General features: G+C 66.4%; 26 protein-coding genes and 1 pseudogene. 14 read left to right on the forward strand and 13 right to left on the reverse strand.

Features of this window, described 5'->3' with window-relative positions; translation table 11 throughout:
• The first annotated feature begins 18 nt into the window (after nt 1-18).
• The gene (locus tag KV110_RS20735) at nt 19-2,307 is read left to right on the forward strand and encodes a molybdopterin-dependent oxidoreductase (protein ID WP_246633874.1); all 2,289 of its coding nucleotides are present in this window, start codon (nt 19-21) and stop codon (nt 2,305-2,307) included.
• A gap of 159 nt (nt 2,308-2,466) precedes the next feature.
• Here KV110_RS20735 and car read toward each other — a convergent pair whose 3' ends face one another.
• The 3 genes from car to KV110_RS20750 all read right to left on the reverse strand — a co-directional run bounded on the left by car (nt 2,467) and on the right by KV110_RS20750 (nt 7,637).
• Nucleotides 2,467-5,928: a carboxylic acid reductase gene (gene car, locus KV110_RS20740; RefSeq protein ID WP_218468941.1), complete on the reverse strand. Its 3,462-nt coding sequence runs from the start codon at nt 5,926-5,928 to the stop codon at nt 2,467-2,469.
• A 270-nt stretch (nt 5,929-6,198) separates the two neighbouring features.
• Nucleotides 6,199-6,978, reverse strand: a complete 780-nt coding sequence (locus KV110_RS20745; RefSeq protein ID WP_218468942.1) for an ABC transporter permease — start codon at nt 6,976-6,978, stop codon at nt 6,199-6,201.
• A complete protein-coding gene (locus tag KV110_RS20750) occupies nt 6,975-7,637 on the reverse strand; it encodes an ABC transporter ATP-binding protein (protein WP_246633875.1) in 663 nt (220 codons plus the stop codon). The genes KV110_RS20745 and KV110_RS20750 overlap by 4 nt, the downstream gene beginning before the upstream one ends.
• A 117-nt stretch (nt 7,638-7,754) precedes the next feature.
• Between KV110_RS20750 and KV110_RS20755 the strand changes: the two genes are divergently transcribed.
• The 10 genes from KV110_RS20755 (at nt 7,755) to KV110_RS20800 (ending at nt 15,074) form a co-directional block, all read left to right on the forward strand.
• Nucleotides 7,755-8,135 (forward strand): VOC family protein, encoded by a 381-nt coding sequence (locus KV110_RS20755; RefSeq protein WP_218468943.1) that lies wholly within the window; start codon nt 7,755-7,757, stop codon nt 8,133-8,135.
• Nucleotides 8,095-8,655 carry a DUF2199 domain-containing protein gene (locus tag KV110_RS20760; protein WP_218468944.1) on the forward strand — a complete coding sequence of 187 codons (561 nt, stop codon included), beginning with the start codon at nt 8,095-8,097 and terminating at the stop codon, nt 8,653-8,655. Before KV110_RS20755 ends, KV110_RS20760 begins: the two co-directional genes overlap by 41 nt.
• A gap of 77 nt (nt 8,656-8,732) precedes the next feature.
• Complete coding sequence (gene lexA, locus KV110_RS20765; protein WP_218468945.1) at nt 8,733-9,383, forward strand: transcriptional repressor LexA; 651 nt, start codon at nt 8,733-8,735, stop codon at nt 9,381-9,383.
• Nucleotides 9,384-9,416: 33 nt separating this feature from the next.
• Complete coding sequence (locus tag KV110_RS20770; RefSeq protein WP_218468946.1) at nt 9,417-10,289, forward strand: NAD-dependent protein deacetylase; 873 nt, start codon at nt 9,417-9,419, stop codon at nt 10,287-10,289.
• 110 nt (nt 10,290-10,399) lie between these two features.
• Nucleotides 10,400-10,666, forward strand: coding sequence for a hypothetical protein (locus KV110_RS20775; protein WP_218468947.1), 267 nt, complete (start codon nt 10,400-10,402; stop codon nt 10,664-10,666).
• 70 nt (nt 10,667-10,736) lie between these two features.
• On the forward strand, nt 10,737-11,003 hold the full coding sequence (locus tag KV110_RS20780; protein WP_218468948.1) for a hypothetical protein: 267 nt from the start codon (nt 10,737-10,739) through the stop codon (nt 11,001-11,003).
• Between the two features lie 499 nt (nt 11,004-11,502).
• Nucleotides 11,503-11,901: a hypothetical protein gene (locus tag KV110_RS20785; protein ID WP_218468949.1), complete on the forward strand. Its 399-nt coding sequence runs from the start codon at nt 11,503-11,505 to the stop codon at nt 11,899-11,901.
• Nucleotides 11,902-12,315: 414 nt separating this feature from the next.
• Nucleotides 12,316-12,795 (forward strand): hypothetical protein, encoded by a 480-nt coding sequence (locus KV110_RS20790; RefSeq protein WP_218468950.1) that lies wholly within the window; start codon nt 12,316-12,318, stop codon nt 12,793-12,795.
• A 437-nt stretch (nt 12,796-13,232) separates the two neighbouring features.
• Nucleotides 13,233-14,111, forward strand: a complete 879-nt coding sequence (locus KV110_RS20795) for an alpha/beta fold hydrolase (protein WP_218468951.1) — start codon at nt 13,233-13,235, stop codon at nt 14,109-14,111.
• Nucleotides 14,112-14,318: 207 nt separating this feature from the next.
• A complete protein-coding gene (locus KV110_RS20800; protein ID WP_218468952.1) occupies nt 14,319-15,074 on the forward strand; it encodes a hypothetical protein in 756 nt (251 codons plus the stop codon).
• Between the two features lie 31 nt (nt 15,075-15,105).
• Here the strand turns inward: KV110_RS20800 and KV110_RS20805 are convergent, their stop codons facing one another.
• The 4 genes and pseudogenes from KV110_RS20805 to KV110_RS20820 form a co-directional block, all read right to left on the reverse strand.
• Nucleotides 15,106-15,279, reverse strand: a complete 174-nt coding sequence (locus tag KV110_RS20805) for a hypothetical protein (protein WP_218468953.1) — start codon at nt 15,277-15,279, stop codon at nt 15,106-15,108.
• A 301-nt stretch (nt 15,280-15,580) separates the two neighbouring features.
• Nucleotides 15,581-16,014 (reverse strand): annotated as a pseudogene (locus KV110_RS20810) (isochorismatase family protein).
• A 236-nt stretch (nt 16,015-16,250) separates the two neighbouring features.
• Nucleotides 16,251-16,736 (reverse strand): DUF488 domain-containing protein, encoded by a 486-nt coding sequence (locus KV110_RS20815; protein ID WP_218468954.1) that lies wholly within the window; start codon nt 16,734-16,736, stop codon nt 16,251-16,253.
• A gap of 136 nt (nt 16,737-16,872) precedes the next feature.
• Nucleotides 16,873-17,226: a YybH family protein gene (locus KV110_RS20820; protein WP_218468955.1), complete on the reverse strand. Its 354-nt coding sequence runs from the start codon at nt 17,224-17,226 to the stop codon at nt 16,873-16,875.
• A gap of 62 nt (nt 17,227-17,288) precedes the next feature.
• On the opposite strand from KV110_RS20820, the gene KV110_RS20825 reads away from it, so the two are divergent.
• Complete coding sequence (locus tag KV110_RS20825; RefSeq protein ID WP_218468956.1) at nt 17,289-18,263, forward strand: helix-turn-helix transcriptional regulator; 975 nt, start codon at nt 17,289-17,291, stop codon at nt 18,261-18,263.
• A 117-nt stretch (nt 18,264-18,380) separates the two neighbouring features.
• Here the strand turns inward: KV110_RS20825 and KV110_RS20830 are convergent, their stop codons facing one another.
• Nucleotides 18,381-18,902: a hypothetical protein gene (locus KV110_RS20830; protein WP_218468957.1), complete on the reverse strand. Its 522-nt coding sequence runs from the start codon at nt 18,900-18,902 to the stop codon at nt 18,381-18,383.
• Nucleotides 18,903-19,211: 309 nt separating this feature from the next.
• Between KV110_RS20830 and KV110_RS20835 the strand changes: the two genes are divergently transcribed.
• Complete coding sequence (locus tag KV110_RS20835; protein WP_218468958.1) at nt 19,212-20,093, forward strand: oxidoreductase; 882 nt, start codon at nt 19,212-19,214, stop codon at nt 20,091-20,093.
• Between the two features lie 26 nt (nt 20,094-20,119).
• Here KV110_RS20835 and KV110_RS20840 read toward each other — a convergent pair whose 3' ends face one another.
• The 3 genes from KV110_RS20840 to KV110_RS20850 form a co-directional block, all read right to left on the reverse strand.
• A complete protein-coding gene (locus KV110_RS20840; protein ID WP_218468959.1) occupies nt 20,120-20,716 on the reverse strand; it encodes a TetR/AcrR family transcriptional regulator in 597 nt (198 codons plus the stop codon).
• A 53-nt stretch (nt 20,717-20,769) separates the two neighbouring features.
• On the reverse strand, nt 20,770-21,717 hold the full coding sequence (ligD, locus tag KV110_RS20845) for a non-homologous end-joining DNA ligase (protein ID WP_218478720.1): 948 nt from the start codon (nt 21,715-21,717) through the stop codon (nt 20,770-20,772).
• Between the two features lie 372 nt (nt 21,718-22,089).
• Nucleotides 22,090-23,247: a cytochrome P450 gene (locus KV110_RS20850; RefSeq protein WP_218468960.1), complete on the reverse strand. Its 1,158-nt coding sequence runs from the start codon at nt 23,245-23,247 to the stop codon at nt 22,090-22,092.
• Nucleotides 23,248-23,429: 182 nt separating this feature from the next.
• On the opposite strand from KV110_RS20850, the gene KV110_RS20855 reads away from it, so the two are divergent.
• Nucleotides 23,430-23,939, forward strand: coding sequence for a MarR family winged helix-turn-helix transcriptional regulator (locus KV110_RS20855; RefSeq protein WP_218468961.1), 510 nt, complete (start codon nt 23,430-23,432; stop codon nt 23,937-23,939).
• A 12-nt stretch (nt 23,940-23,951) separates the two neighbouring features.
• On the opposite strand, the gene KV110_RS20860 is transcribed toward KV110_RS20855, so the two are convergent.
• Complete coding sequence (locus KV110_RS20860) at nt 23,952-24,830, reverse strand: hypothetical protein (protein ID WP_218468962.1); 879 nt, start codon at nt 24,828-24,830, stop codon at nt 23,952-23,954.
• A gap of 137 nt (nt 24,831-24,967) precedes the next feature.
• Nucleotides 24,968-25,243 carry an SMI1/KNR4 family protein gene (locus tag KV110_RS20865; RefSeq protein WP_218468963.1) on the reverse strand — a complete coding sequence of 92 codons (276 nt, stop codon included), beginning with the start codon at nt 25,241-25,243 and terminating at the stop codon, nt 24,968-24,970.
• Nucleotides 25,244-25,274: the final 31 nt, after the last annotated feature.

Below are 25,274 nucleotides of genomic sequence, written 5' to 3' on the forward strand. Positions count from 1 at the left end.
TGCCGTTACGGTGAGACGGTGACGACGCATCTGACGCATTGGGGAGCTTTCGAAGCAGACAGCGATGGTGATCGCCTGACCGCCGTGCGGCCGTGGCGTGATGATCCGGAGCCGATGCGGCTGATCGAGAATGTGGCGTCCGCGCAGCATCATCCGACCAGGGTGGATCAACCCTATGTCCGTCAAGGGTGGTTGGAGCGGGGGCCGGGCGGCACCGGGCGTGGGGACGAGCCGTTCGTGCCGGTGTCCTGGGAGACCGCGCTGGATCTGCTGTCGGGTGAGTTGGCGCGGGTGTATCGCGAGCACGGGGCCGAAGCCGTCTACGGCGGTTCCTACGGGTGGGCGAGTGCGGGGCGGTTTCATCATGCGCAGAGTCAGGTGCACCGGTTCCTGAACTGTCTGGGCGGGTATGTGCGCCACGTCAACAGCTACAGCCTCGGGGTGTCGACGGTGTTGCTGCCGCATGTGATCGGCGATATCGGCTGGATCATGACGCAGGCGACGTCGAAGGAGTCGCTGGTCGAGCACGCCGAGTTGGTGGTGGCGTTCGGCGGGTTGTCCCCGAAGAACTCGGCGGTGTCCCCGGGCGGTGTGTCTCGACACAACACGCGGGGCTGGATCGGTGCCGCGCGGGCGCGGGGTTGCCGATTCGTGTCGATTACGCCGCTGCGCGACGACACCCCGGCCGAGGCGGCGGCGGAATGGCTCGCCCCGCGGCCCGGCAGTGACGCGGCGTTGATGCTCGCGCTGGCCCAGGTGCTGGACGCCGAGGGGTTGGCGGACACGGAATTCCTGGACAAGTACACGGTGGGCTATGAGCGTTTCGTCGGCTATGTGCGCGGCGAGGTGGACGGCATCGTCAAGTCGCCGGAATGGGCCGCACCGATCACCGGTCTCACCGTCGAGCGCATCCGGACGCTCGCGCGCGAGATGGCCGCCGCGCGGACCTTGGTGACGGTCGGTTGGTCGCTACAGCGCGCGCAGTACGGTGAGCAGCCGCTGTGGTTGGGGGTGGTGCTCGCGGCGATGCTGGGCCAGATCGGGCTGCCCGGCGGCGGGTTCGGGCACGGTTACGGGTCGGCGGCGAGCCTGGGTGAGCCCGCTCGGAAATTCTCGCCGCCGCGGCTGCCGCAAGGACCGAACGGGGTCGACACGTTCATTCCGGTGGCGCGGATCTCCGACATGCTGCTCAATCCCGGCCAGTCCTTCGAATACAACGGGCAGCACCTGGTGTATCCCGACATTCGGCTGGTGTACTGGGCGGGCGGCAATCCCTTTCACCACCACCAGGATCTGGCCCGGCTGCGGGAGGCGTTCACCCGGCCCGAGACGGTGGTGGTGCACGATCCGTTCTGGACGTCGACCGCTCGGCACGCCGACATCGTGCTCCCCTCGACCATGACCATCGAACGCGACGACTACGGCGCGGGTGAGAACGACCGCGTGTTCTTCGCGATGAAGGCGATCACCCGTCCGCACGGCGAGGCGCGGGACGACTACGCCATCTTCGGTGAGTTGGCTGAACGTCTGGGTGTCGGAAAGGAATTCACCGAGGGCCGCACCGTCGTCGAATGGTTGCGCCACCTCTACGAGGAATGGCGGCAGCGGCACACTGAGCATGACCTGCCCGACTTCGACACCTTCTGGGCGAGCGAGCACATCGAATTGCCGGTGCCCGACCCGCAGCAGGTGCTCGGCGCGGACTTTCGCGCCGACCCGCAGCGGTTCCCGCTCACCACGCCCAGCGGCAAGATCGAGATCTTCTCCGAAACCATCGACAGCTTCGGTTACGCCGATTGCCCGGGCCATCCGGTGTGGCTGGAACCCGACGAGTGGTTGGGCGGTCCGGCCGCCGCCGAGTTTCCCCTCCAGTTGATCGCCAACCAGCCACGCTCCAAGCTGCACAGCCAACTCGACGTCGGCGCCTACAGTCAATCCACCAAAGTTGCTGGGCGCGAACCGGTTCGACTACATCCCGACGACGCCGCCGCGCGCGGTCTGCGTGATGGCGACGTGGTCCGCGTCTTCAGCAAACAAGGTAGCTGCCTGGCCGGCCTGATCATCGACGACGCCGTCCGCCAAGGAGTAGCGCAACTGTCCACCGGCGCCTGGTACGACCCAGACCCCACCGACCCCGCCTTCTGCCGCCACGGCAACCCGAACGTCCTCACCCCCGACCGCCCCTCGTCAACCCTCAGCCAAGGCAGCACCGGCCAACTATGCCTCGTCGACATCGAGCGATACGAACCCGACCTCCCAGACCTGACCGTCAATCGTCCGCCCGCAATCATGATCAACGGGACATGACGGCGGGCTTACTCGCACAACGCTTCCACCATGTCCCGTTGCTGGCACGGAACGGTGGCCCTGGGGGGGGGGGGGCACTCTCGGTGTCCTGCGACCATCGGGCGGATCTGGCCGAGGATGACTTCGTCTCGGTACTGCTACGCAGTCGCGGGCGTGCGCTCAGATCAGGTTCAGCAGCCGCAGATCGGCGACGTACTTCTCGATCAATGCGGGTGACAGGTGCGGAATGTCGCGCTGTGGGCCCAGTCCCGCTGCCTGCACGGCCGTTTGGAATTCTTTGGCGGGCAGTGCCGCGCCACGCAGCGGGGCTTCTGGTTGTTGGAATGCGTGCAGTAGCGGAATGATCGAGTGCTGGCGTTGGCGTTCCGGCAGGGCCAGCAGTGCGGTGGTGAACCGCGACAGCCAGGTCGGGTAGTCATCGAGGCATTGGATGGGGTGTCCGGCCTCGATGAGCCAGTCGACGAAGGTGTCCAGGGAGATGCCGTCGTCGTGCGGGTTGATCACGTCGAAAGTCTGGTAGCCGGACGTGGTCTGCGGGCCGAGGGCGGTGATGGCCGCCGCGGTGAAATCGGCGGGCAGGCCGTCGTAGTGGGCGCGGCGCCGGTTGCCGCGGGCATCGAGTTCGTAGAAGGACTTCGGGGCCAGACCGGTGACGAGCACGCTCAGCAGCAATCGGGTGAACATGTCGGGCACATTCAGCTGACCCGCGTAACGGCTGTGGGCCAGAATCATGTCCGACCGGAACGTCGTGACCGGCAGGCCGTAGTGTTCGTTGGCCTCGCGCAGCAGCACCTCGCCGGCCCATTTGCTGTTGCCGTACCCGTTGGCGTAGTCGTCGCCGAGGGTACGGACCGGGCTGATCTCGCGGATGTGGCCGTTCTCGGTGAAGATCTGCGGGTCGATCTGGGAGGCGACGGCAACGGTCGACAGGTAGGTGACCGGCTTGATGCGTTCGGTCAGCGCCAGCCGGATGATCTCGGCGGTACCGACGACATTGGGGCCGAACAGTTGGTCGTAAGGCAGGACGTGATTGACCAGTGCTGCCGCGTGCACGATCAGGTCGGCCGTGCCTGCCAGGTGCCGCCAATCGTCTTCGCCCAGGCCGAGATTCGGATAGCCGATATCGCCGGGCAGCACCTCGAGCGTGCCGTCGGCGAGCTCGTGGTAGCGCCGCAGCAGCTCGGGATCGCCGCTGTCGAAGGCGCCATCGAGCCGCTCGCGGGCCGCTGCGGCGTCGCTGCCGCGGACGATGCAGACCAGGGTGCCTGCCGAATCATGGAGGCGCTGTAGCCATTCCAGGCATAGGAAGCGTCCGAGGTACCCGTTGGCGCCGGTCAGCAGGACTGTTTGCGGCTGGGAATCGACGCGCGGTGTGGTGGTGGCGGCCAATGTGTCGGCGTCGATGAACTTGTCGAGTGTCAGATCCGCCGCACGCAGTTCGCTGCCGTGTACTGAGGCGGCGGTGGGTGCGGGTTTCATCGAACTCTGTTGTGCCTGAATGTAGTCGGCGAGACCCTGCAGAGTGGTCGCGGGGCTGACGATGACTCCCACCGGGACACCGAGTTGGAAGATCTCGCCCAGCAGATTCGACAGCGACAACGCGGACAGCGAATCGCCGCCGAGATCGGTGAAGTGCGCATCCGGCCGCAGATCTGTTGCGGCACAACCCAGCACCACCTGAACCGCACGACCGACCGCCTGTGCCGCGGGCAGCTCACGCCCCTCGTGCCGGAGGGTGGCGAGCTGGGATTGCTGTTGGTGCTCGATGTCGGCGTACAGCTGCTCCAGGCGCTCGTCATAGCGCTGTTTCAATTTGGGCCGCAATGACTTTCCGATGCCGGACAGCATCCCGTTTTCGATGCTGAACGGCTCGGTCTCGAGCAGAATGTCGCGGGGAATTTCATAGGAGCTCAGCGCAGCCTGCTGACCGACCTGTTGCAGCGACGCCAAGACCGCCGCCTTCAACTCCGCGGCATCCGGGTGCGCCGCACAGGCGTCGGCGGTCGGCACGACCACGGCCAGCAGATACGAGCGCACACTGCTGCCGTAGACGTAGATCTGGCGGACCAGGGGACTGCTGATGTAAAGCGCGTCGAGCTTGGACACGGCCACGAACTCTCCCTGTGACAGCTTGAGCACGTTTTTGCTGCGGTCGAGGTAGACCAGCCGGTCCGGGGCGAGCTCGGCCATCACGTCGCCGGTGCGGTAGTAGCCGTCGGCATCGAAGATCTGCTCGTTCAACTCCGGCCGCTTGTAGTAGCCCGGAATCTGCGTGTCCACCTTTACCAGCAGTTCGCCACGCGGATACGGCCGGTCGGTGCGGAAGTAGCCCAGTTCGGGAACGTCGACCAACTTGTAGTCGAGCACCGGCGGGTGCTGGACCACGGTGTCGAGGATGACGTCGGGACCGGTTTCGGTGGTGCCGAAGTTGTCGTGCAAGGGGATGTCGAGCACCGATTCGATGAAATCCTTCATCTCGGCCGCGATGGGCGCGCTACTGGTCCCGGCGTGGATCACGCGGCCGCCCAGCAGGTGTTCCCGCAGAGCCGTTTTCACCTGCGTCTCGCTTCCGGCGCGAGCCAACTCGCTGCGGTAGTGCTGAAAGATCAGGTCGCAGACGCGGGGAACGAGGAACTGGGAGGTCGGTCGCACCAGCGCGAGGTCCTCCAGCAATGTCGACATGTCGCTGCGAGCCGCGAAATATAGGGTGCCACCGCGAATGAGGGCTGCTCCCATCAGCATTCGGGCCGCGACATGGCTCATCGGCATGTAGTTCAGTTGCACGGTGGGCACCGGGCGGCGGCAGCCCGCACGCCACAGCTTGCTGACCAGCCGGTCGGTGTATATCGCGCCCTTGGGCGCGCCCGTGCTGCCGGAGGTGTAGATGATCAGCGCCAGCTCGTTCGGGTCCGCCTCGGTGCGCGCGGGCGCGACCGGCAGTTCCCGGCCGCGCGCCAGCAACTCGTCGAGGGTATCGACCCGGACTGGCTTGTCGCCCTGACCGTTTCGAGCAGCACGCAGAGCATCCCGGTGATCGTCGTCGCGGTCGTCGTAATCGAAGACGACCACGCGACAGATCGATTCGGCGGCCCGCGCCAAACGCATCGCCACCGCCAACTCCTCGGCGCTCGTGGCCAGCATCCGCGGCTCCGTCTCGGCGACGATCGCGCTCAGCGCCGCTTCGGCCGAACCGGCCTGCAGTGGTACCGACACGGTGCCCAGGTACCCGCACGCCAGATCGACGGTGGCGTAGTCGACGCTGGCGAACCCCAGAACAGCCACGAAATCACCGGCACGCAACGGGAATTCGGGGTCGTGATACCACGCGGACGCGACCGCGCCGATGCGTTGCCACAGCTGCCGATAGCTGATCGTGTCGTAGCGGGGCAGCAGTCGGGTACGGCTGCGGCCGCTGTCATCGGTGACGTACCCGACGCCGCGCTGCCCGAGCGCCGGACGGTCGCCGTAGCCTTCGATGATCATCTCGAGCATCCCGGCGAACGCCAACCCATCGCGGTCCACCGCAGCCATCACCTCGGTACTCGGCACCGCCGCGGCCACCTGCTCATCCTGGGCAATCAACTCCTCGATGCGGCGTTGGAGCGTCTCGTTGTCATCCATATCCGACCTCCTCACATCGCGACCGCCGCCCCGAGAGCCACGAGCCGTCTGCGAAAACCGCACCTGACCAGTCCACATTCCTCCCCGCCCTCACCGAAGTCAATAATTCATAGGATGAATAGGTGTTCCCTGTGTCACCGTGCCCGGCCATGATCAACGGGACATGACGGTGGGTTTACTCGCACAATGCCTCCACTAAGTCCCGTTGATCATGGGCGGGCGGCGATGGGGCGGGCGTCTCAGCCTCTTGTGGACCTGCTCAATCGATGGTCAGTCGGGCAGGGGCACGAGGCGTTGAGCGGGGTCGAACAGTGCTCGTTCGGCGACGCGGGCGGCGACCAGGGCGGCTAGGGCGGTGGCGGCGAGGAGCATGTACATGACGACGATTTGGTAGCGGATGGCGGTGAGGGGGTCGACGCCGGCGAGGATGAGTCCGGTCATGGCGCCGGGGAGGCTGATGAGGCCGACGACTTTGGTGGCGTCGATCGACGGGACCAAGGCGGTGCGCAGCGCCGACTGTCGGTGCGGCAGAAAGGCTTGGCGGGCGGGCAAACCCAGGCACAGGCGGGCTTCGATGGCGGGGCGGGATTGGTGGGCGTCCTCGCGGATACGGCGGAGTGCGATACCGGTGGCTTGCATGGCGCCGGAGACGACCATCCCGCCGACGGGGACGACGACGCGGGGTTCGGTGGAGATGACGCCGAGCAGGAGGAGCGCACTGAGCGTGCTGGCCGCGCCGACAGCCACGCCGATCGTGGCGGCCCGGCGCGCCTGCGGCAGGCCCGCGCCGCGGCGTCCGCCGACCTGCCCCGCGATGATCACCATCAGGATCACCCAGGCGAACGCGCCGGGCAATGCGGTGTGCCGGAACACGATCAGCAGGATCGCGCCCACCGCGACCAGTTGCACTCCGGCCCGGATCGCGGCGATCACCAGTTCGCGGGTCAAGTTGAGCTGCTGCCGGTAGGCGATGAAGGCAGCCAGGGCGACGAGTAGTAGCGACGCGGAGACACCGGTCCAGTCGGGTACCGAAAGGCCCTCCACCGTCACGACTTCCGATCGATCTGGTCGGAGCGCCCATCACGGATCAGGCGTTTGTTGTCGAGTAACAAGATGTCGTCGGCGACTGATCGCACGAAACCGTGGTCGTGGCTGACCAGTACCACGGTGCCGCCCGCGCCGATGTGCGCGCGGATGAGGTCGGCGATCACCGCCGCGGCGGCCGTGTCCAACGCGGAGGTAGGTTCGTCCAACAGCAACACGTCGGGTTCGACGGCCAGCGCGCGGGCCAAGCACACCCGTTGCGCCTCACCACCGGACAGTTCCGCACAGCGGCGCTCCGCGAACGACTCCGGCAAGCCGACCCTGGCCAACAGCGCTGCCACCTTCGGTATCGGCAGATCGGCGCGGCCGACCCGCACCTCATCGACCACCAGATCGGTCAACAGCACCGCCCGCTGCGGCACCAGCCCGACCCGGCGGCGCAACTCCAGCACGTCGAGTCCGGTGATCGGGGCGCCGTCGAGCAGGATCCGCCCGCTGCTCGGTTCGGCGAGCCGGTTGAGTAGCCGCAGCAGTGTGCTCTTGCCCGTCCCGCTCGGCCCGACCACCGCGGTGCACCGCCCGCCGGGCAGGGTGAGGTCCAAGTCGACAAGCAGGGGTGTCGAACCGGCGATTACGCCGACCTGGTCGAAGACGAAGGTGTGCACTGTGCCAATCCTGCTATGCGGACGGGTGCGCGGTGCGCGCCGGTCCGCCGCGAGCCACCCGAACCGGCAGTCCTATTGCGCTGCATCGGCACTCGGCGCGCCGTTAGGCTCCCGGACATGATTCTTCGCCACGTGACCATCGACTGCGCCGATCCCTACGAACTCGCGACGTTCTGGAGCGCCGTCACCGGATGGCCGGTATCCGACGAGGACAAACCCGGCGACGACGACACGGTGCTGATCGCCCCCGCGCCCGTGCCCGGTTTGCTGTTCATCCGGGTCCCCGAGGCCAAGACGGTGAAGAACCGGATCCACTTCGACTGGATGCCGTCCGAGGGCACCCGCGACGAGGAAGTCGAGCGCATCATCGGCCTGGGCGCGACACTGTACGAGGATCATCGCACCGCCGAGGGTCGCGGCTGGGTCACCCTCCTCGACCCCGAAGGGAACGAATTCTGTGTCGAGCGAAGCACAGCCGAACGAGGTACCGAAGACTGACCACGACGCGCACGACCAGCCGCCGGCTTTCGGCGCCTGCCCGACCTGCGGGGACCCCCTCGATGGCCACGACAGGCATATGCGATTCATCTTGCCGGATCCCGTGCGCGACCTACCGGACAAAGAGCGCACACCCGGCACCTGGATGAGCGGCGACACCGCCAACGGATCGGTACTGATGCAGGTTCCGCGGCTCGGTGCGTTCGTCCGGGCGCTGCTGCCCATCCGACTCACGGCGGGATACACCCTCACCTATGGCGTCTGGATCGCGATCGACCCGCGCGAACTGCGCCCGATCTTCGACGTCTGGTTCGAACCCGAATACGCCGCGCTGCGGGTCGAGGGCCTGCTCGCGAATGCCATCGAGCCGTGGGGCCTGCTGGCCGCCCCGGTGGTCGCGACGGTCCGCGACACCAGCCAGACCCCCTACTGCACCGACTCCAGTGACCCGATCCTCGAGCGTGTCCTGCACGAGGGGTGGCCACATGAGCTGTTCCTCGACCACCTCGGCCGGGCGTGAATCTCGCGCAGATCACGACACTCCACTGGAATGGCCTGTGCGGCCGCGGGATCGGCGACGACCTCTACGATTCCCGGGTGACCTACGACGACTTCGACCATCTCGACACTTCCCGGCTGCCGGAACGGCAGCGGCGCATCCTTGCCACGATTCGAGACTGGGTGGTCCGGTACGGGTATGCGCCGAACTCGCGGCAGATCGGGGACGCGGTGGGGTTGCGGTCTTCGTCGTCGGTGTCGAAGCATCTGAACAGCCTGGAGGAGAAGGGGTTTCTGCGGCGCAGCGAGACGATGTCACGGCCGATCGATGTGCGAATGTTCCTCCAGGGGTCGGCGCCGCGGGAATCGAACGAGGATTCGGTGGCCGTTCCGGTGGTCGGCGACATCGCGGCGGGGACGCCGATTCTCGCCGAGGAACACACCGACGACATGGTGACCATGTCGCGCCAGCTCGTCGGCCGCGGCACCGTATTCGGGCTGCGGGTGCGCGGGGATTCGATGATCGATGCGGCGATCTGTGACGGCGACATCGTGGTGGTACGGCAGCAGAACGAGGCGCATTCGGGGGAGATCGTCGCCGCGATGATCGAGGGCGAAGCCACGGTGAAGGTGTATCGGCGGCGCAACGGTCACGTGTACCTCGAACCGCGCAACCCCGCCTATCCCGTCATCGACGGTGACGAGGCCGTCGTGCTGGGCAAGGTGGTGTCGGTGATGCGCCGGGTCTGAAGCCTCGGCGGCGGGCCGCCGTACCCTGAACTGATGTCGGATGTCTCGGAACTGCCCGCCGGTGTGGGCTTCGAGCGGCTGGTCGAGTTACTCGCCGGTCGGCGCGTGGTGGTGCTGACCGGTGCGGGCGTGTCGACCGACAGCGGGATTCCCGATTATCGCGGGCCTGCCGCACCGCCGCGCAATCCGATGACCTACCAGCAGTTTGTCGGCGACGCGGTGTTCCGGCAGCGGTATTGGGCGCGCAATCACGTCGGCTGGCGGCGGATGGATGCGTCACGGCCGAATCCGGGGCACCGCGCGCTGGCCCGGCTGGAACGCATGGGCGTGGTGAGCGGTCTGATCACGCAGAACGTCGACCTGCTACACACCAAGGCGGGCCATCGCCGGGTGATCGATCTACACGGCACTTACGCGCGGGTGCGCTGTCTGAATTGTGATGCACTCATTTCCCGGATGGCGTTGGCGGAGCAATTGGAGGCGGTGAATCCCGGCTTCGCCGAGGGGGCTACGACCAATGGTGTGGAGGTTGCGCCCGATGCCGATGCGGTGATCGCCGATACCGCCAGTTTCCGGATGGTCGATTGCGTTGGCTGTGGGGGAATGCTCAAGCCCGACATCGTGTATTTCGGGGAAAATGTGCCCAAGGAGCGCGTCGCGGCGGCATACGAACTCGTCGACGAGGCGGATGCGCTGCTTGTCGCCGGGTCGTCGCTGACCGTCATGTCGGGTTTGCGTTTCGTGCGGCACGCGGCGAAACATGGGCGGCCAGTGGTGATCGTCAATCGCGGAAACACCCGAGGGGATGAACTGGCGACGCTCACTCTGGATGCGGGATGCTCCGGTGCGCTCGTCGCGCTGGCTGATGCGTTGGGGAACGCGCGGGTGCTCGCCAACACGGTGTAGCCCGATTTCTGTTGCGGCGCACGGTGTTCTGCATCGAGGGCAAGTCGGCATCCGCTGCTGATCGCTGGCGTGCGTCGAAGCCCGGGTCGGGGGCCGAGTGCAAGCGAATCATGTCCGAAGGAACCGATGCCGACAACGGGCTGACCGACCTCCTGCGTCTGGATGCCGCGGGCGGCCGCGCCGAGCTGGCATTCGTCGAACTCGCCCACAGCATCACCACCGGCCGAGCGGCCTACCCGCGCCGGTACGGCTCGAATTCCAGCTCGCCGTCGACGAATAGGTGTGCTCGGACACCAGCGCAGCGGAATGGCAGGGCGTGCGGACCGTCGCCGCGTCGTGTCGACTTCGGCAGGCTCTCCCGGTCGGTTCCCCAGTAGCAGAGCGGTTGCGTAACGTGTTGGTCGCCAGCACGATTCCGTTTATGCCGTGCGACGACGGGACTGTGGCATGAACGAACTGCGACTATGGCAACCATGGCGGGTAGTGCAGTTGTGGCGACTGTGGCGGTTAGCGAATCTGTGGCGACTGTGGCGGTTGACCCAACTACGGTGGGTGCGGCCACTGGCTGGTTCGTTGGTGGCACTGGCACTGATCATCGGCGGGGTGATGGCGTTCCAGTACGCGGGCGGTCAGGCGCCGCCCGTGTGGCAGGTCGATAACGCGCCGATTACGAAGCCGTTACCTCCTAACCATTGGCAGGGGCAGGGGAATTGAGCGTTTCGAGTCGGCGGTGCGGCCTCGGCGCGACGCACATGTTGTCGTGCCCGGTGAGGCGGTTTTTGCCGTTCGTCCGTAAGCGGCACCGACTCGTCGAGCCCGTATTCCCGAGAATCTGCCCGAGCCGATTGGCAGTGCTGGTTCCTTGACGCCGCCGAGGCCGTGGAAAATCGAAGGCAAGCGTCTGGATCAGAATCTGTCCCCACCTCGACGCGGCCATCAAGGCGAGTTCTGAGGCGGTCGCAATCGCGGTTCGGGAAAATGCGTCCGCCGTGGTTTTGTATCGATGCGCTCGGGTATCGACTACTCGCCGTGGGATTGCCCGCGGTTAACCACTCCCACGAGATCAAGGTCGATCGAAAAGGAGAGGATTCACATGGCAACACCCAGGAAAATCGGTGTTTTCTTTGCCGTCGCGGCCTCAGTTGCCGCGCCGCTGATTGCCACACAACCTGCGGTGTCCGAGCCAATAGGCGGTTGGTGCCCGGCAAGTGAAATGACGTTCCACACCAACCCGATCGGCATGAACACCGTGCCCGCTCGGGGCGGATTCAACGCCGACATCGGCGGCTGCACCGGGACGCCCGCCGCCGACGTTGCCTTCCGCACCGAGTTCAACGGCAACGCCAGCTGCAACGACGCGCTCGGGCATGTCGAAGGCACCCTGGAGTGGGGCAACGGGGAGGTCAGCCGCGTGTCCGGGCAATGGCATGTTCCCGGCGGAAACCCCGCGGCCTCCGTCACGAACGTTCTCAACATCATGGACGGACCCGGTGCGGGCGGTCGACTGCACGTGGATCAGGGACCGGTGGACAGCCAGCCGCTAGTCGGCGCATGCATGAACGGAACGATGCAAGGCGGTCGGATCCCCATCCACACCCTGCACTTCAACTGAACCGACCGAAACGCGGCCCCGGCGGCGAGCCCATCAACTCCGCCGGGGTCGCAGGCCGATCGGGGGTGGGGGTGAATTGGGGTGCATACCGATCGGGGGGTGCGCTTGAGGTGGATGCCGATCGAGGGTAAGTACGACTCGAGGTGCACGCCGATCCGATCGCTGCGGGGGAACCCGCGTCAGCGGGAATCACCACCCCGCGCCGCACTGCGTCGAGTGCAAGTACGCAGTGCGCGCTGAACAGGGGCGCTCATCGGGGAGTCGAGCTAGCGCGCGACTGGCCCGACGGTATCGCCGACGCCTGCCACTGGTCTTCGCGCCTCGGCACGCGATCCAGCGTGTCTGATCCAGGTTGCCCACGGGTTCGAATACGTTGACGTACTGGTCCGTCTACCTCCAGAGATGGGAACTACCATGCGTTTCGACGGCGCACGATTTGCCACCCTGGTCGCCGGGGGCCTCCTGCTCGGCGCGAACCAGCCCGTAGCCTTCGCCGCTCCCACCTCGCCACAACTGACGATCAAACTCGTCGCCGAAGGCAAACTCGTCGCCGACTATTCCGCGGTCTTCAGAATGACCGTCGCCAACAGCGAACTCGCAGGGCCCACCACCGGCACGATCAACACCTCACAGACCTACCCCGACGGGCTCGCCCCGACGAGCGCCAATGGCGACGGCTGGACCTGCGCCATCGCCGGCCAAGTGGTCAGCTGCCACCGCCCCGCCAAGGACACCGACACCCTCGACCCCGGCAAGTCATACCCCCCGGTCACGGTGTCGGTGGACATCGATAGTCACGCAGCCGAACAGAGCCCCGTCACCTTCTACGTCGAAACCCCCGACGGTGCCAAAACTCCGTCCTCGAAGGTCTTCATCATCGCACCGCCCACCTGACGGAAAGCCCACCCAACCGCGCTCACCGCAAGCCGCTATTGATATGGCGGCCCAACCGATTTCAACGAGGGGTTGCGACCGGCTGGTGGCGCTTGGGGTGGTCGGGTCAGCGTCCGTGGGAGTCGTATCTAGTCTCCGGCGAGGACCGTGCTGACCTGGCCCCGGCGCGCCAGCCACGGGGGCGGGATCACCTGCGGTCGGCGTTTGCCGGTGGCCGCGCAGGGCCGTATCGGCCTGGGCGGGTAGCCGGTCCGCCACGCTGTCGATCCGCTTGAGCGGCGAACGGACAGGGTTGTGGCGACACGCTGGCTTGGGCGCCGTGAAGTCCCGTTCGGTGCTGGCAGCAGGGGTGCGGCCGGAGCGGATAGGCGCTCCTACCTTGACGCGCCAAGGCTGGCGGGCTACCTTGGATGCTCAAGGTAAGAAGGGTGGGGGACGTGCGAGGACAATCGACGGTTCCGGCGATGGCCGAGTTGGCGGCGACACTGGGCGTCACGATCGACGACGCGGCGCCGCCTCGCGAGTTCCGCTTCTCCCATGCGGGCTGCGGTCTGCATGGATTCGACTGGGGCGGAACGGGATTCCCAGTATTCCTGCTGCACGGCGGCAGGCTGAGCGCGCACACATGGGATTTCGTCTGCCTCGGCCTGCGCGGTGCCGCCCGACTGATCGCGCTGGATCTGCGCGGTCACGGTGACAGCGACTGGTCACACGACTACGAAATCGACACTCTGGCCGCCGATGTCGTCGCCGCGGCCGACCACTTCGGCTTCGATCGGGTCCGGCTCGTTGGCATGTCCCTTGGGGGCGTGGTCGCGGCTACCGTCGCCGATTCGCGGCCCGACCTGGTGGAGCGGGTGGCGCTCATCGATGTCGCACCCGGCGCCGACTTCGAGAGCACCCGGCGAATGCGGGAATTCATCAGCGAACTCGGCCCGGTGCGAGAACTCGAGACGGTGGTGGAGACCGCGATGCGGATCAATCCCCGCGCCAACCGCGAGACGGTCCGCTACCGCATGAGCACACTGTTTCGTCTTGTGCCCGACGGTGATTGGGTGCCGAAGGCCGATCCGTGCCCACCCGACTACCCGGCCATTCTCGCGGCCATCACCCGGCTGCCCGCCCAGCTGACCGAAGTGCCGGTGCTGCTGGTCCGCGGCGAACGCAGCAGAGTGGTCCCTCAGGCAACCGCCGAACGCCTCGTCGGCCGCATCCCCTACGGCGAACTCGTGGTCATACCGGACGCGGGGCACAACGTCCAAGAGGACAATCCGGCCGCGCTGATCACCGCATTACACACCTTCCTGACACGCTGACCGTGGCCCAGCAGTAGCCCGAGCGTCCCCAGCGGCTCCGACAGAAGCGATCCATCACGCCATGGCTGAACAAAATCGGCGGTCCGCTCAGCGAAACGACTCGTGAGGGCCACGGTGCTGGTCTGCCACACTGACCAGCACCGCGAGGTCGCAGATCCATGGGAGGTACTGCGCCCGGGAACTGATGACCTAGCAAGGAGAGCTTGGATGGCAATCAGGGAGCAGTCCACAGATCCGGCGATTGCGGCTGTGCTGGCCGAACACGCGGCGGGAGGCGATGGCGTTTTCGGTGCGGGCGGCCAACACGGACGCGGCGTCGTCGGCACCAGCTCCGACCACACCGCCGTCGAGGGCAACACCGAGAACGGAATCGGTGTCCTCGGCACAGGCGGCCAACGGGGACGCGGCGTGGTCGGCACCGCGACCAACGCCACCGCGGTCGAAGGGTACAGCGAACGCGGAGTTGGTATCTGGGGCAGGGGCACACCGGCCGGGCACTTCGAAGGCGACGTCAGAGTTACCGGAACGGTGACCGCCACCGATCTCATTCTGGCGGGCGGCGACTGCGCCGAGGATTTCGACACGGCAGGTTCGGATTTCGCGCCCGGTAGCGTGCTGGTGATCGATCCGAGCGGCGGGTTACGGCCGAGCGATCAGCCCTACGACCGGCGAGTGGCCGGCGTCGTATCGGGTGCGGGCAACCTACGGCCGGGCATCGTGCTGGACCGTGCCGGAGCAGACAGCGAACGAGTGACGGTCGCGCTCAACGGCAAGACCTTTTGCATGGTCGATGCCGACCACGGGGCCGTCGAGGTGGGTGATCTCCTGACCACCTCGCCGACACCGGGATACGCCATGAAAGCTGATGACCCGACGCGGTCTTTCGGCGCCGTCATAGGCAAAGCACTACAAGGATGTGCCGACGGCCGCGGTTTGATACCGATCCTCGTCTCACTCCAGTAAGGCTGCATGGTGATGCCGCGCGGCCTCCCCGTCAGGCCTGGTCCCGTGCCCGGCGGCCAGTGATTGCCGACTCGGCGAGATGTGCTTGTACGAACGGGATTACGGTCGTGTCGAAGCCCTGCTCACCGGTCAGTACCGGGTGCACGTCGACCTCGAACACCACCCCGCCGTTCTCGGCGGCGATGTCGACGCCGCCGAACGGCATTGGGCTCTCTTCCCATAACAGGCAAAGGCTGGCCCCGGATGAGGGGAGGTCGATCGACAACCGTCGCCCAGCGCGTGGCATGACCTCGCTGCCCTTTTACGTACATCACCTCACCGCCTGGCTGCTACGCCGAATGTCGCGGCGCCACAGCGCATTCACCGGAATGCGGCGTTTGTCGGTGAGGTAGAGGCATCATCGGACGTTCATCTCGGTAGGCAGCTGCCGACGCGTCGCACCTCGACACCGCTACTCCCACTCCTGAGCAGGGCCTCGCACCCGACGGCCCGATGAGCGGCCTCGGTCAATCGTTGATGTTTCCGGCGATCTCCACGCCCGCCTTTTGAAGTTCGTCCAGGGCCCGTTCGATACTCGCGGGGGAGACACCGGCGGACAGGTCCACGAGTACCCGGGTGTCGAACCCCGCGGTGCGGGCATCCATTGCGGTGGCGCGAACGCAGTGGTCGGTGGCGATGCCGCAGACATCGACGGTATCAATTCCCTTGCTGCGCAACCACTTCGCGAGACCGATGCCGTCTTTGGTGGCGCCTTCGAATCCGGAGTAGGCGGCGGCGTAGGCGCCTTTGAAGAAGACCTCGTCGATCGGCGCGGTGTCCAGGTTCGGGTGGAAGTCGGCGCCGGGGGTATCGACCCGGCAATGCGGCGGCCACGTACGGCCACCGAACCGCCCTCGCAGAAGTCGTTCTGTACGTCGACGATGATGAGAGCTCTGCTCATGACGCCTCCACGAGATCGGTCCCGCAACGGTTTTCGGCTAGCAGTTATTGTAGGTTGCTATCACCAGCATCCACCGCCGAACGCACCAACGGGCATCCGCGCTCCTCTCGCCAGGCTGCTCCGCCCAGCCGCCGAGCTCATTCACTCATCGGTGACCAGAGTCCGCCGACACCAACATCCGCTGTTGTGGCCCAGTTGTGTGAAACGCCAATCATCCAGTCCACGAACTCCATAGCTCAGCCCGGGCGGAGATGTGTGACCGGCAGGCCGTGCTCGGCGCGCAGGCGCTCGGCCACGAGGCAGCGGTGGCATGCGTCCGGATCGCGCTCGACGCAGAAAAGGGCGGTCGCCGAGTCGCCCGGAAGCTCGGCTGCGAGCGCGCCGAGGTCGAACGGGTCGAGGACTTCACGGGTGTAGCGCTCGGCGTACTCGGGCGCCAGCGCGATGCGGTTGCGTTTGCCCACGCCGTGGCGGTCGTCCTCGCGGTACTGGAGCTGGCGCAGCTCGGTCGTCGGCGCCAGCTCCTTCACATGCCGGTAGCCGATGTCCGCCTCGGCCAGCGCGTGCTGGAGCCGCGCCGAATTCGCCCAGGAGTACTCGGGGCCCCGAACGCCGCGGCGCTGGCGGAGGTCGAGCAGCAACCCCACGCCCCTGCCGGTGAGCTTCTCGAGGAAGGAGTCGACCGTGAAGCCGTAGACGCCGATCGTCGCGATGCGCGTCATCGCAGCACCCGGCCGACTCGGTGGCGCGGCAGGACGCCGAGCCCATGTCCGAGGCGTTCACCGAAAGCGGCGCGGCGCACGTCTACCCGCCGCCGCACGGCGGTGGGCTCGGTCGCGCCGGCCCACCGCCGCCCGGCTACGGCACGAGTGCTGGCTGGTCCGCGGCCCACAGCCACGACCCGTCCGGCTGGCGACGGGCGATCTCGACGACCACCTCGCCGGTGGGCAGTGTGGACGCCGTCAGTGCCAGGTCGCCGCTCACCAGCGCTGGATGCTGCTTACCGAGCGAGAGCACCGGTGCGGCCGCGACGAACTGCTCGTACACCTTGCGGATCTCCGCATGTCCGGTCGCGAGGTTCCCCGGTGGGAACGCCAGCACGGCATCCGGCTCGTACAACGCCACCAGCCCGTCGACGTCGCCCGCGTTGGCGCGCTCGATGAAATACCTGCTCAGGTCGTTCGGCTCAGTGGCCACTTTCTTGTTCGTCATACTGATAAGGCTCTCAACGAATCACGACATCTTGTGTCGTGTATTTCTGCAAAGGTTTTCGTATGCGCGCCGATCGATTGGTCTCGCTGGTACTGCTGCTGCGCCGGCACGGTCGGCTGTCCGCGACCGCGCTGGCCCGCGAGCTGGAGGTATCCACCCGTACCGTGCTGCGCGACATCGAGGCGCTGTCCACGGCCGGCGTCCCGGTCTACGCCGAACGCGGCCGGCACGGCGGTTTCGCACTCTTGCCCGGTTTTCAGACCGAGCTCACCGGACTGAATCACGACGAGGCACTCGCCCTGCTGGTAGCCGGATCACGGCGCGGCGCACAGGCATTCGGCCTCGGCTCGGCGCTCGCTTCGGCCATGCGCAAGGTGGTCGACGCGCTGCCCGAAAACTATCGGGCCACCGCGACCGGCGCGGCCCAGCGATTGCTCATCGACCCGGAGACCGACATCCTCTCGCGCCGCCTGGCCGCCTCGGCGGAGCCCGACACCGTAGTGACCGAGGTCCGGCGCGCAGTGCTCGCCGGACGCAAGTTGCGCATCCACTACGCGGCGGTGAACCAGGCCCCGAAGTGGCGCACGGTGGACCCGATCGGCCTGGTCACCGTGCGCGACCAGGGCTACTTGCTGGCCACGAGCTCCGGCGCGGACCGCACCTACCGGCTGTCGCGGATCTTGGCCGCCGAGGAACTCCCCGAACTCGCGCAGCGACCAGACCAGGTCGACCTGGACCGGGCTTGGCAGGAGCGCAGCACACAGTTCCGGACCGGTGGCGACCAAGTCACCGTGCTCGTCCGGGTGAACCCGGCACGGCGGGAGGAACTAGTGGGCACCGCGCTGGCCGTCCGCGCCGAAGAGACCGACGCAGACGGTTGGCTGCGGCTCGAGGTGGCCTTCCAAGATCCCAGACACGCCGAATGGGCACTGTGGCAACTCGCCACGAACGCGGAAGCCCTCGCCCCGCAGTGGTTGCGCACCTCCCTGCGCGACCGCGCCGCCGCGATCGCTACCTGCTACGGAGTGCCGTCGTGAGAGTCGCCGTCTCCCCGCAAACCACCGCCGAAGCCGCATAGCGCCGCCCCATGGGATGGGCTGCAGCACAGCCGATCTCGCCGACCCGATCAGCCTCCCCGGCACCGACGGCTAGCGTCAGCAGATCCGCCGTGAAGCCCAGTAGGTCTGTGCTACCTGTGTCCGGTCGGCGTCGAAGGTCGTCATCTTGGGCTTCGCGCAGCCCGCCTCGGTGACGCTGATCGTCGTGTCGTCCGTGAAGGACACGCGCTGTGGGCAAACATTTCCGGCCCCGTCCCACACAAGGGCCTGTCTGCTGAACAGCCCACCGCGCTCACGAAGCAAGACGCGGCACGAGGCAGGGTTGTTGTAGAGCTTGTACGATTCCGTGACGACTTCGTGGCGCCCGTCGGAACTCACCTCGGTAGCCACCACCTGGCTGTCCTCGGCAACAAACGAGGCCACGAACATCGAAATGCCCCACACAGGCACCATCCCCATCCCCAGCGCGATGGCGAGGGCAACCCACCCCGGTGTGCCGCGCCGACCAAGCCACGGCAGGACAAGGAGCACCACGGCGGCCGTCCAGCACGCCGCCAGAGCCCACACCGGGATCCAGTCGAATCGATAGAAGCTGTCTGACAGAAACCATGCGGGCACTGCCGCGATTCCTGCCACGAACAGCGCAAGGACAGCGCACCTCCGGATGATCCGCCGTCGGCGAAGCATCCGATCCGTCCCGCTGCCCGCCTCGTCCGGCGCGGACAACTGGTCTTCGGTCGTCCTATCGGTCAATGGCCTGCCCACCTCGTGCAATCCACATCCGATTCCGTCGGTTCGAGCACCGCGCCAGCCTAACTGACACATGCTCACGCCAGATCTGCTCGGCCACAACCCCTTTCCATAGGAGACGACGGTACGACAATGTTGACGTTGACTACTTTGTAGGCAACGCCTACATTGGCGAGTATGACCGATACCCGATGGACATCGAGCGATCTACCTTCCTTTGCCGGGCGCCGAGTTGTCGTCACCGGTGCCAATAGCGGACTGGGCCTGGTGGTCACCCGGGAACTCGCCCGCGTGGGCGCCCATGTCGTACTCGCCGTGCGAGACGTCGCGCGCGGTCGCGAGGTGGCCGGAGAGATCGCGGGCGACACCGAAGTCCGCGCCCTCGACCTCGCCGACCTGACCTCGATCCGGCGCTTCGCCGACGAATGGACCGGCGATATAGACGTCCTGGTGAACAACGCGGGCATCATGCTCGTCCCCGAAATGCGGACGAAGGACGGCTTCGAAAGCCAGATCGGCACAAACCATTTGGGCCACTTCGCCCTGACGAACCTGCTGTTGCCGCATATCACCGATCGCGTGGTCACCGTGTCTTCGCAGGCTCACCGCCGCGGCACCATCGATTTGGACGACCTCAATTGGGAAACCCGTAACTACAGCGCGGCCGACGCGTACGCGCAGTCCAAACTCGCCAATCTCCTGTTCACCCTCGAACTGCAGCGACGGCTGACGGCAACCGGATCGCTACGCGCGCACAGCGCACACCCCGGCTGGGCCGCGACGAACCTGCAGAGCCATTCGGGCAACCGACTCCTCGGCAGCGTGATGGCCCTCGGCAACAAACTGCTTGCGCAGGACGCGGCCACCGGTGCGCTGCCCACCCTCTACGCCGCCAGCCAGGACCTACCGCCGGCAAGTTACGTCGGACCCGACGGCCTGCTCGAATATCGCGGCCACCCGACCCTCGTCGGACGTACCGCCGCGGCAAGCGACACCGAAATGGCGCACCGACTATGGGAATTGTCCGAGCAGCTGACCCGAGTACCGTCCACCGTCTGACCCCTTGGTGACGGGTCTGCGATACGTCAGTCGCGAGGTCGCAGCCCGACCATGAGCTGGCCAATAGTGTCGGCCAGCAGTTCGTCCAGATTCTCCGCGGCAACGAATCCCGAGCCGACGAACGTGGCGAGACCTTGCAGTGCCGCGACAGCCGGCATACCGATCCGCATCGGATCACCGGCCGCGACCTCCCCTCGCGCCTGCCCCTCGGCAATCGCCGCCATCGGCACCGCGAAGGCCTTCGCCACTGCAGCAGCCATCTCTGCGCCCGGATCAGGACTGTGCTTGCGCGCGAACATCACCGCGAGCAACTCCGGATTCTCGATCGCGAACGTCAGATAAGCCCGCGCTATCGCATGCAGCCGTTCCGCGAACGTCCCCGCCACCGCGGCACCCTGGTAGACCTCCGCGAGCCGCTCGAAGCCGCTCAACGCCAGCGCATCCAGCAACGCCTGCTTGTCCCGAAAGTGTCGACTCGGCGCCGCATGACTGACCCCGGCATCCCGAGCAAGCTGCCGCAACGACAGCCCATCCACCCCGGATTCGCGCAGTGTCACCTCGGCCCGCTGCAACAGTGTCGCGCGCAGGTCGCCGTGGTGATAAGAGCGCGAACGGAAACTCATCGACACAAAGTATCTGTCATGACACAAAGTGTAGAGGCGGTGGCAGGCTGGCATCAGGCACGGTTCGGCAGTTTCGCTTCGCGCGGTGCTTTGTCGGGGCGCAGGCCGCGCCAGCTCGGGTGGCGTAACCCCTCGGCGCTGGCCTCGCGGAATTCGATATCGGCGACGAGTTCGGGTTCTACCCAGTGCGCCGCGATTGCTACGGGGCGCGGTGGTGGGATGTCGAACGGACTGTCGGGGCGGGCGATGTCGTTGAGGCGTAGCTGCAGGGTTTTGCGGTCGCGCATGGTCCAGCCGGTGCCGACGTTGCCGACGTGGACCAGGCGGCCCGCGTCGTCGTAGGCGCCCATCACGATGGAGCCGAAGATCCCGGAGAAGCGTCCGCTGCCGGGAAGCCAGCCCGCGACGACGACTTCGGTGGTTCTGCGCAGCGGGGTTTTGATCCACGCGGGGGAACGGCGACCGGGTTGGTAGCTGGAGTCGAGGCGTTTGGAGATGATGCCCTCGAGGCCGTGGTCGCGGGCGACGCCGAGCATGGTGGTGGCGTCGATATCGGCGTAGTAGGGCGGGGTGCGCACGAGGGGGGTGTCGATCGCCAATTCGTCTAGCCGGGAGCGTCGTTCGGTGTACGGGCGCCCCATGATGGACTCGCCGTCTTCAGCGAGCAAATCGAATACCAGGTATTGCACCGGCACTTCACGCAATAGTTCCGCGCCCGGTCGCACGACGTGCATCCGCCGCTGCAACCGCCGAAAAGAAGGCACGCCGGTGCCCGGCTCCGGTGCCACGATCTCGCCATCGATCAGCACGTCCCTGCCGTTGAGAATTCCAGCAAATGCCGAGGTCAATTCCGGGAATGAGCCACTGAGGTCGCGGTTGTTGCGACTGTAGAACCGGCACTGCCCACCCGTCGACCGCGCGATCGCGCGAATACCGTCCCACTTCATCTCGATCGCCCACAGACCGGTGTCTGCCGGTGGCCGCCCGGGGACGGCCAGCATCGGCGCCGGCGCAGACTGCACAAGATCAGCATATCCACAGCTTCACCGCACCCCGCTACCTGGCGCGCCGCTCTGAACTGCAACTTCATCTGGTTGATGGCCGCTTCATGCCCTGGATGTAGATCCGATGGCGATCTAACAGCTACCTGACTGTGTCGGCGAATTCGGACGTCGTTCATTGGGGGAGTGAGCTTGGCGGAACTATGTCGCGGGATCTGAGCGGTCGGTGGTGGCGGGGAGTGCGAGGCCGGTTTGGCGCAGCAGTCTGCGCAGGTATTCGGTCAGGTTCGCGGGTTGTGGGGCGTCGGTTGCGCGGGATCGGGTCCCCGAACATCCACTGCCACAGCACGATTAGCCCACGAGTGCGTCCCGTCAGCCTCGCAACCGCACCGGGAGTGTGAGCAATCGGCGTCCCTGGATGCCACCGAGGTCGGTCTGGCGGAGTTCGGTGAACGGCACTGCGAGACGTGCGTCGGGAAAATCGGTGCGGAGCACGTCGACAACCGCGGTCAGTTCCAGTTGCGCGAGTTGCGCTCCGGTGCAGTAGTGCGCACCGGCGCCGAAGGTGAGGTCCGGGCCGATCGATCTGTCCGGGTGGGTGTTGATGCCCTGGATATCGACGAGCACCGGCGAGCGGGCGGGCAAGCGCACCCCGGCGAGTGTGATGTCGGTGGAAGTGAAGCGCCAGAGCGAAAAGGGGGCGGGGGCGTGTAGGCGCAGGGTTTCGCGAACGAAAGCGTCGGTCGTATCCGGTTCCGCGGCAGTGTGATTCGCCGCGAAGGTGTGCGCGAGGAGGAAGCCGAGTGCGGGGTCGGTGGTGAGCTGCCCGGCGTAGATCAGGGTGAAGAGCAGGTAGTGCAGGTGCGCTTCGGTCAGATCGTCGGGTATCCGGGCACGCAACTCGACGGCGAGACCGTTCCGGCCATCGCGCAATGCGGCGGCGGCCAATTCCGCGAAGGCGTCCATCGCCATTCCGACATCCGCAGGGTCGTCGCTGTGCATGAGCCGACAAGCCGCGATAGCGGGGTCGATTCGGTCGAGTGGGACGCCGAGCACGTCGCAGACGACGGTGAGTGGGAACCGCGTCGCGAAATCCGCCATCAGATCGACTGTTTCGCCGGCCGCCGCGAGATCGGTGAGCAGCGCACGGGCGAACGCCGAGATCCGCGCGGAGTAGTCGTGCATGCGGCGGGCCGTGAAAAGTGGGGCGTGTGCGCCGCGCAGCCGAGCGTGCGCAGGTCCGTCGGAGGTGGTGAGTGACGGTTGTGCGGCCGCTGTCGGTTCCAGGCCCGCGATCCGTGGGTCCCAGCTTTCCGGTGCGTAGGCGGGGTCTTTCACGATTGCGGGATGGACGAAGACCTCCCGGGCCAGCGCATCGTCGGTGACGATCCACGCCGGACCGCCCGCCGGTGCGGTGACCTGGACGATCGGTCCGGTAGCGCGCAGAGCGGCATGTGCGGGATGAGGTTCATCGACCCTTCGGACGGTGACGGCGAATGGGTCGACGGCGGCATGGGGCGCGACGGTCACGGGCACTCCTCGGAAGCTGTCCGGAATCGCCTCGGCAGCCGGGGAAGTGGACACGCGGCGTTGCGCTCTCACTGCCGAAAGCCGATCCGGTAAGGTCACTGTGTGACACAGTAGCTGTGTCACACAGTGATTTTACACCAGATTCGCTGCGTGACGCAGTAATAACGAGGAATAGGTTCCCGATGGCCAAGCCGAACCCGGCGCGGAACGCGCTACTCGACCAGCTGCTCACCGAGGCAATACCGAACTGGGCGATCCTGGTTGTTCAGCTCAACAACCTTGTCGCCGAACGCCTCGGCGTCACCGATACCGATGTGCAGTGCCTGCACGTACTCGGCCAGCACGGCCCGACGACACCGAGCGTGCTGGCCCAATACGTCAACCTCACCACCGGATCGGCCTCCCGAATGATCGACCGCCTCGTCGCCGCCGAATGCGTCCGACGCGTGGCCGACCCCAAGGACCGTCGCCGAGTGCTGATCGAGCCCACCCAGAACGGCTTGGACCGAGTCCGCGATGCCTACACAGGACTGATCGACCGCACCCGAGACGACCTCGACCCCTTCGACGACCGCGAACTCGACACCCTCCTGCGATTCATGCGAACAGCCGAAGACAGCACCGCCGCAGAGATTCGCGCACTGCGATCCGCGATGCGCGCGACAGCGCCTGGGGGCCAACCGAATACGTGAGCTGCGGGGTATCTATCCGCTGCCACCCTGGTAGATGGTCGGCATGGACCCGAGATCGGCGAAGTTCAGCTTCCGGTCACCGTCGGTGCCGAACCAGGCGACGTAGGTGATGCCGTTGATCGTCGCCACCGCAGGCGGCCATGGACTGGTGTCGGCGAACTTCCATCGCTGTGCCTGCCCCTCGTTCAGGTTGTCGATGTCGAAGAGCAGGTAGATGTTGGTATTTCGCCCGCTGTAGCCCGCCACGTAACGGCCGCCGATGGTGAACAGATTGGGCCCGCCGACAAGCACGTCGCTGAAGGTGGCCCTGGTAGGGGGCACCCCGACACCGATGTAGCGCGCATTGAGGTGGAGCCCACTGCTATCGGTGCCCGTCCACGCCAGCAGCGTGCCCCTGGCCGGGTTGAGCACGAGCCCAGGGGTGTCCACGCTGAATTCGGCGGGGCTTGGGCTCGCCCCCGCGGAGCTGAACGGCGGGTTCTGCGAGCGCACCACCTCTAGGTACTGCTCCCGCTGCGCGGTGTAGGCCAACCAGAATGTGACGTTGTCCGACATCATCGCCGGGCCGCCGATCACAGGTTCCAGCCACGCGCGGTGGTCGTGATAGTCGACGCCGTTGCGCGACCACGCGAGCCACTGCTGGTTGTCCGTGCCTGAGTAGCCGAGATAGAGCAGACCCGTCTGCGCGTGGAAAGCCAGTGACGGCCGCTGCAGGCTGAAGTCGGAAGGCAGCGGCTTCGCATTGACGACACCGTCGGTTTCCATGCCCGACGCGGCGTACATGGTGCCGTTATCCGTGGACCACACCAGCACCAACGTGTTGTTGTACACCGTCAGCGCGGGCGCGGCGAGCGGGCGATGGGACTGCCATAACGTGCGTCCTCTGAACATGTTTCCCCCAATCGCATTGCAGTAGTAATGGGGGAGCGTAGTTTCGGCGACCCGCCACGTCAGGCTTCCGGTCCGGCCAACGAACTGGCTAAACCTACTACCGAAGCCATCAGCGATGAGCGCTCGATCGGGAGCAATCACGTCGCCGGGTGGACCAGGGGTTTCGTGTAGGGCTGACTCCAAATCTGCAGCAGGCAACCGGCGTGCCGCCAGCCGTCGGTCGTCAGCAGGAATTCGCGGTAAGACGGCGGCAGCGTCCGCCCGATCCGCACCTCGGCCGCCGCGACCGCGCCCTCGGTTGCCGGGGCGAACCCGAGCCAGCCGTCGCGCAGGATCTCCGGATCCTCCTGGCCGGGTTCGTGCCTGCGGATCCACTCCTGACTCCAGCGTGACAACCACGGTCTCCAACTCATGGTCGAGCACTGTGCCAGAGAGGTACGACAT

Origin of the sequence: Nocardia iowensis (genome assembly GCF_019222765.1) — a bacterium.
GTDB classification, from domain to species: Bacteria; Actinomycetota; Actinomycetes; order Mycobacteriales; family Mycobacteriaceae; genus Nocardia; species Nocardia iowensis.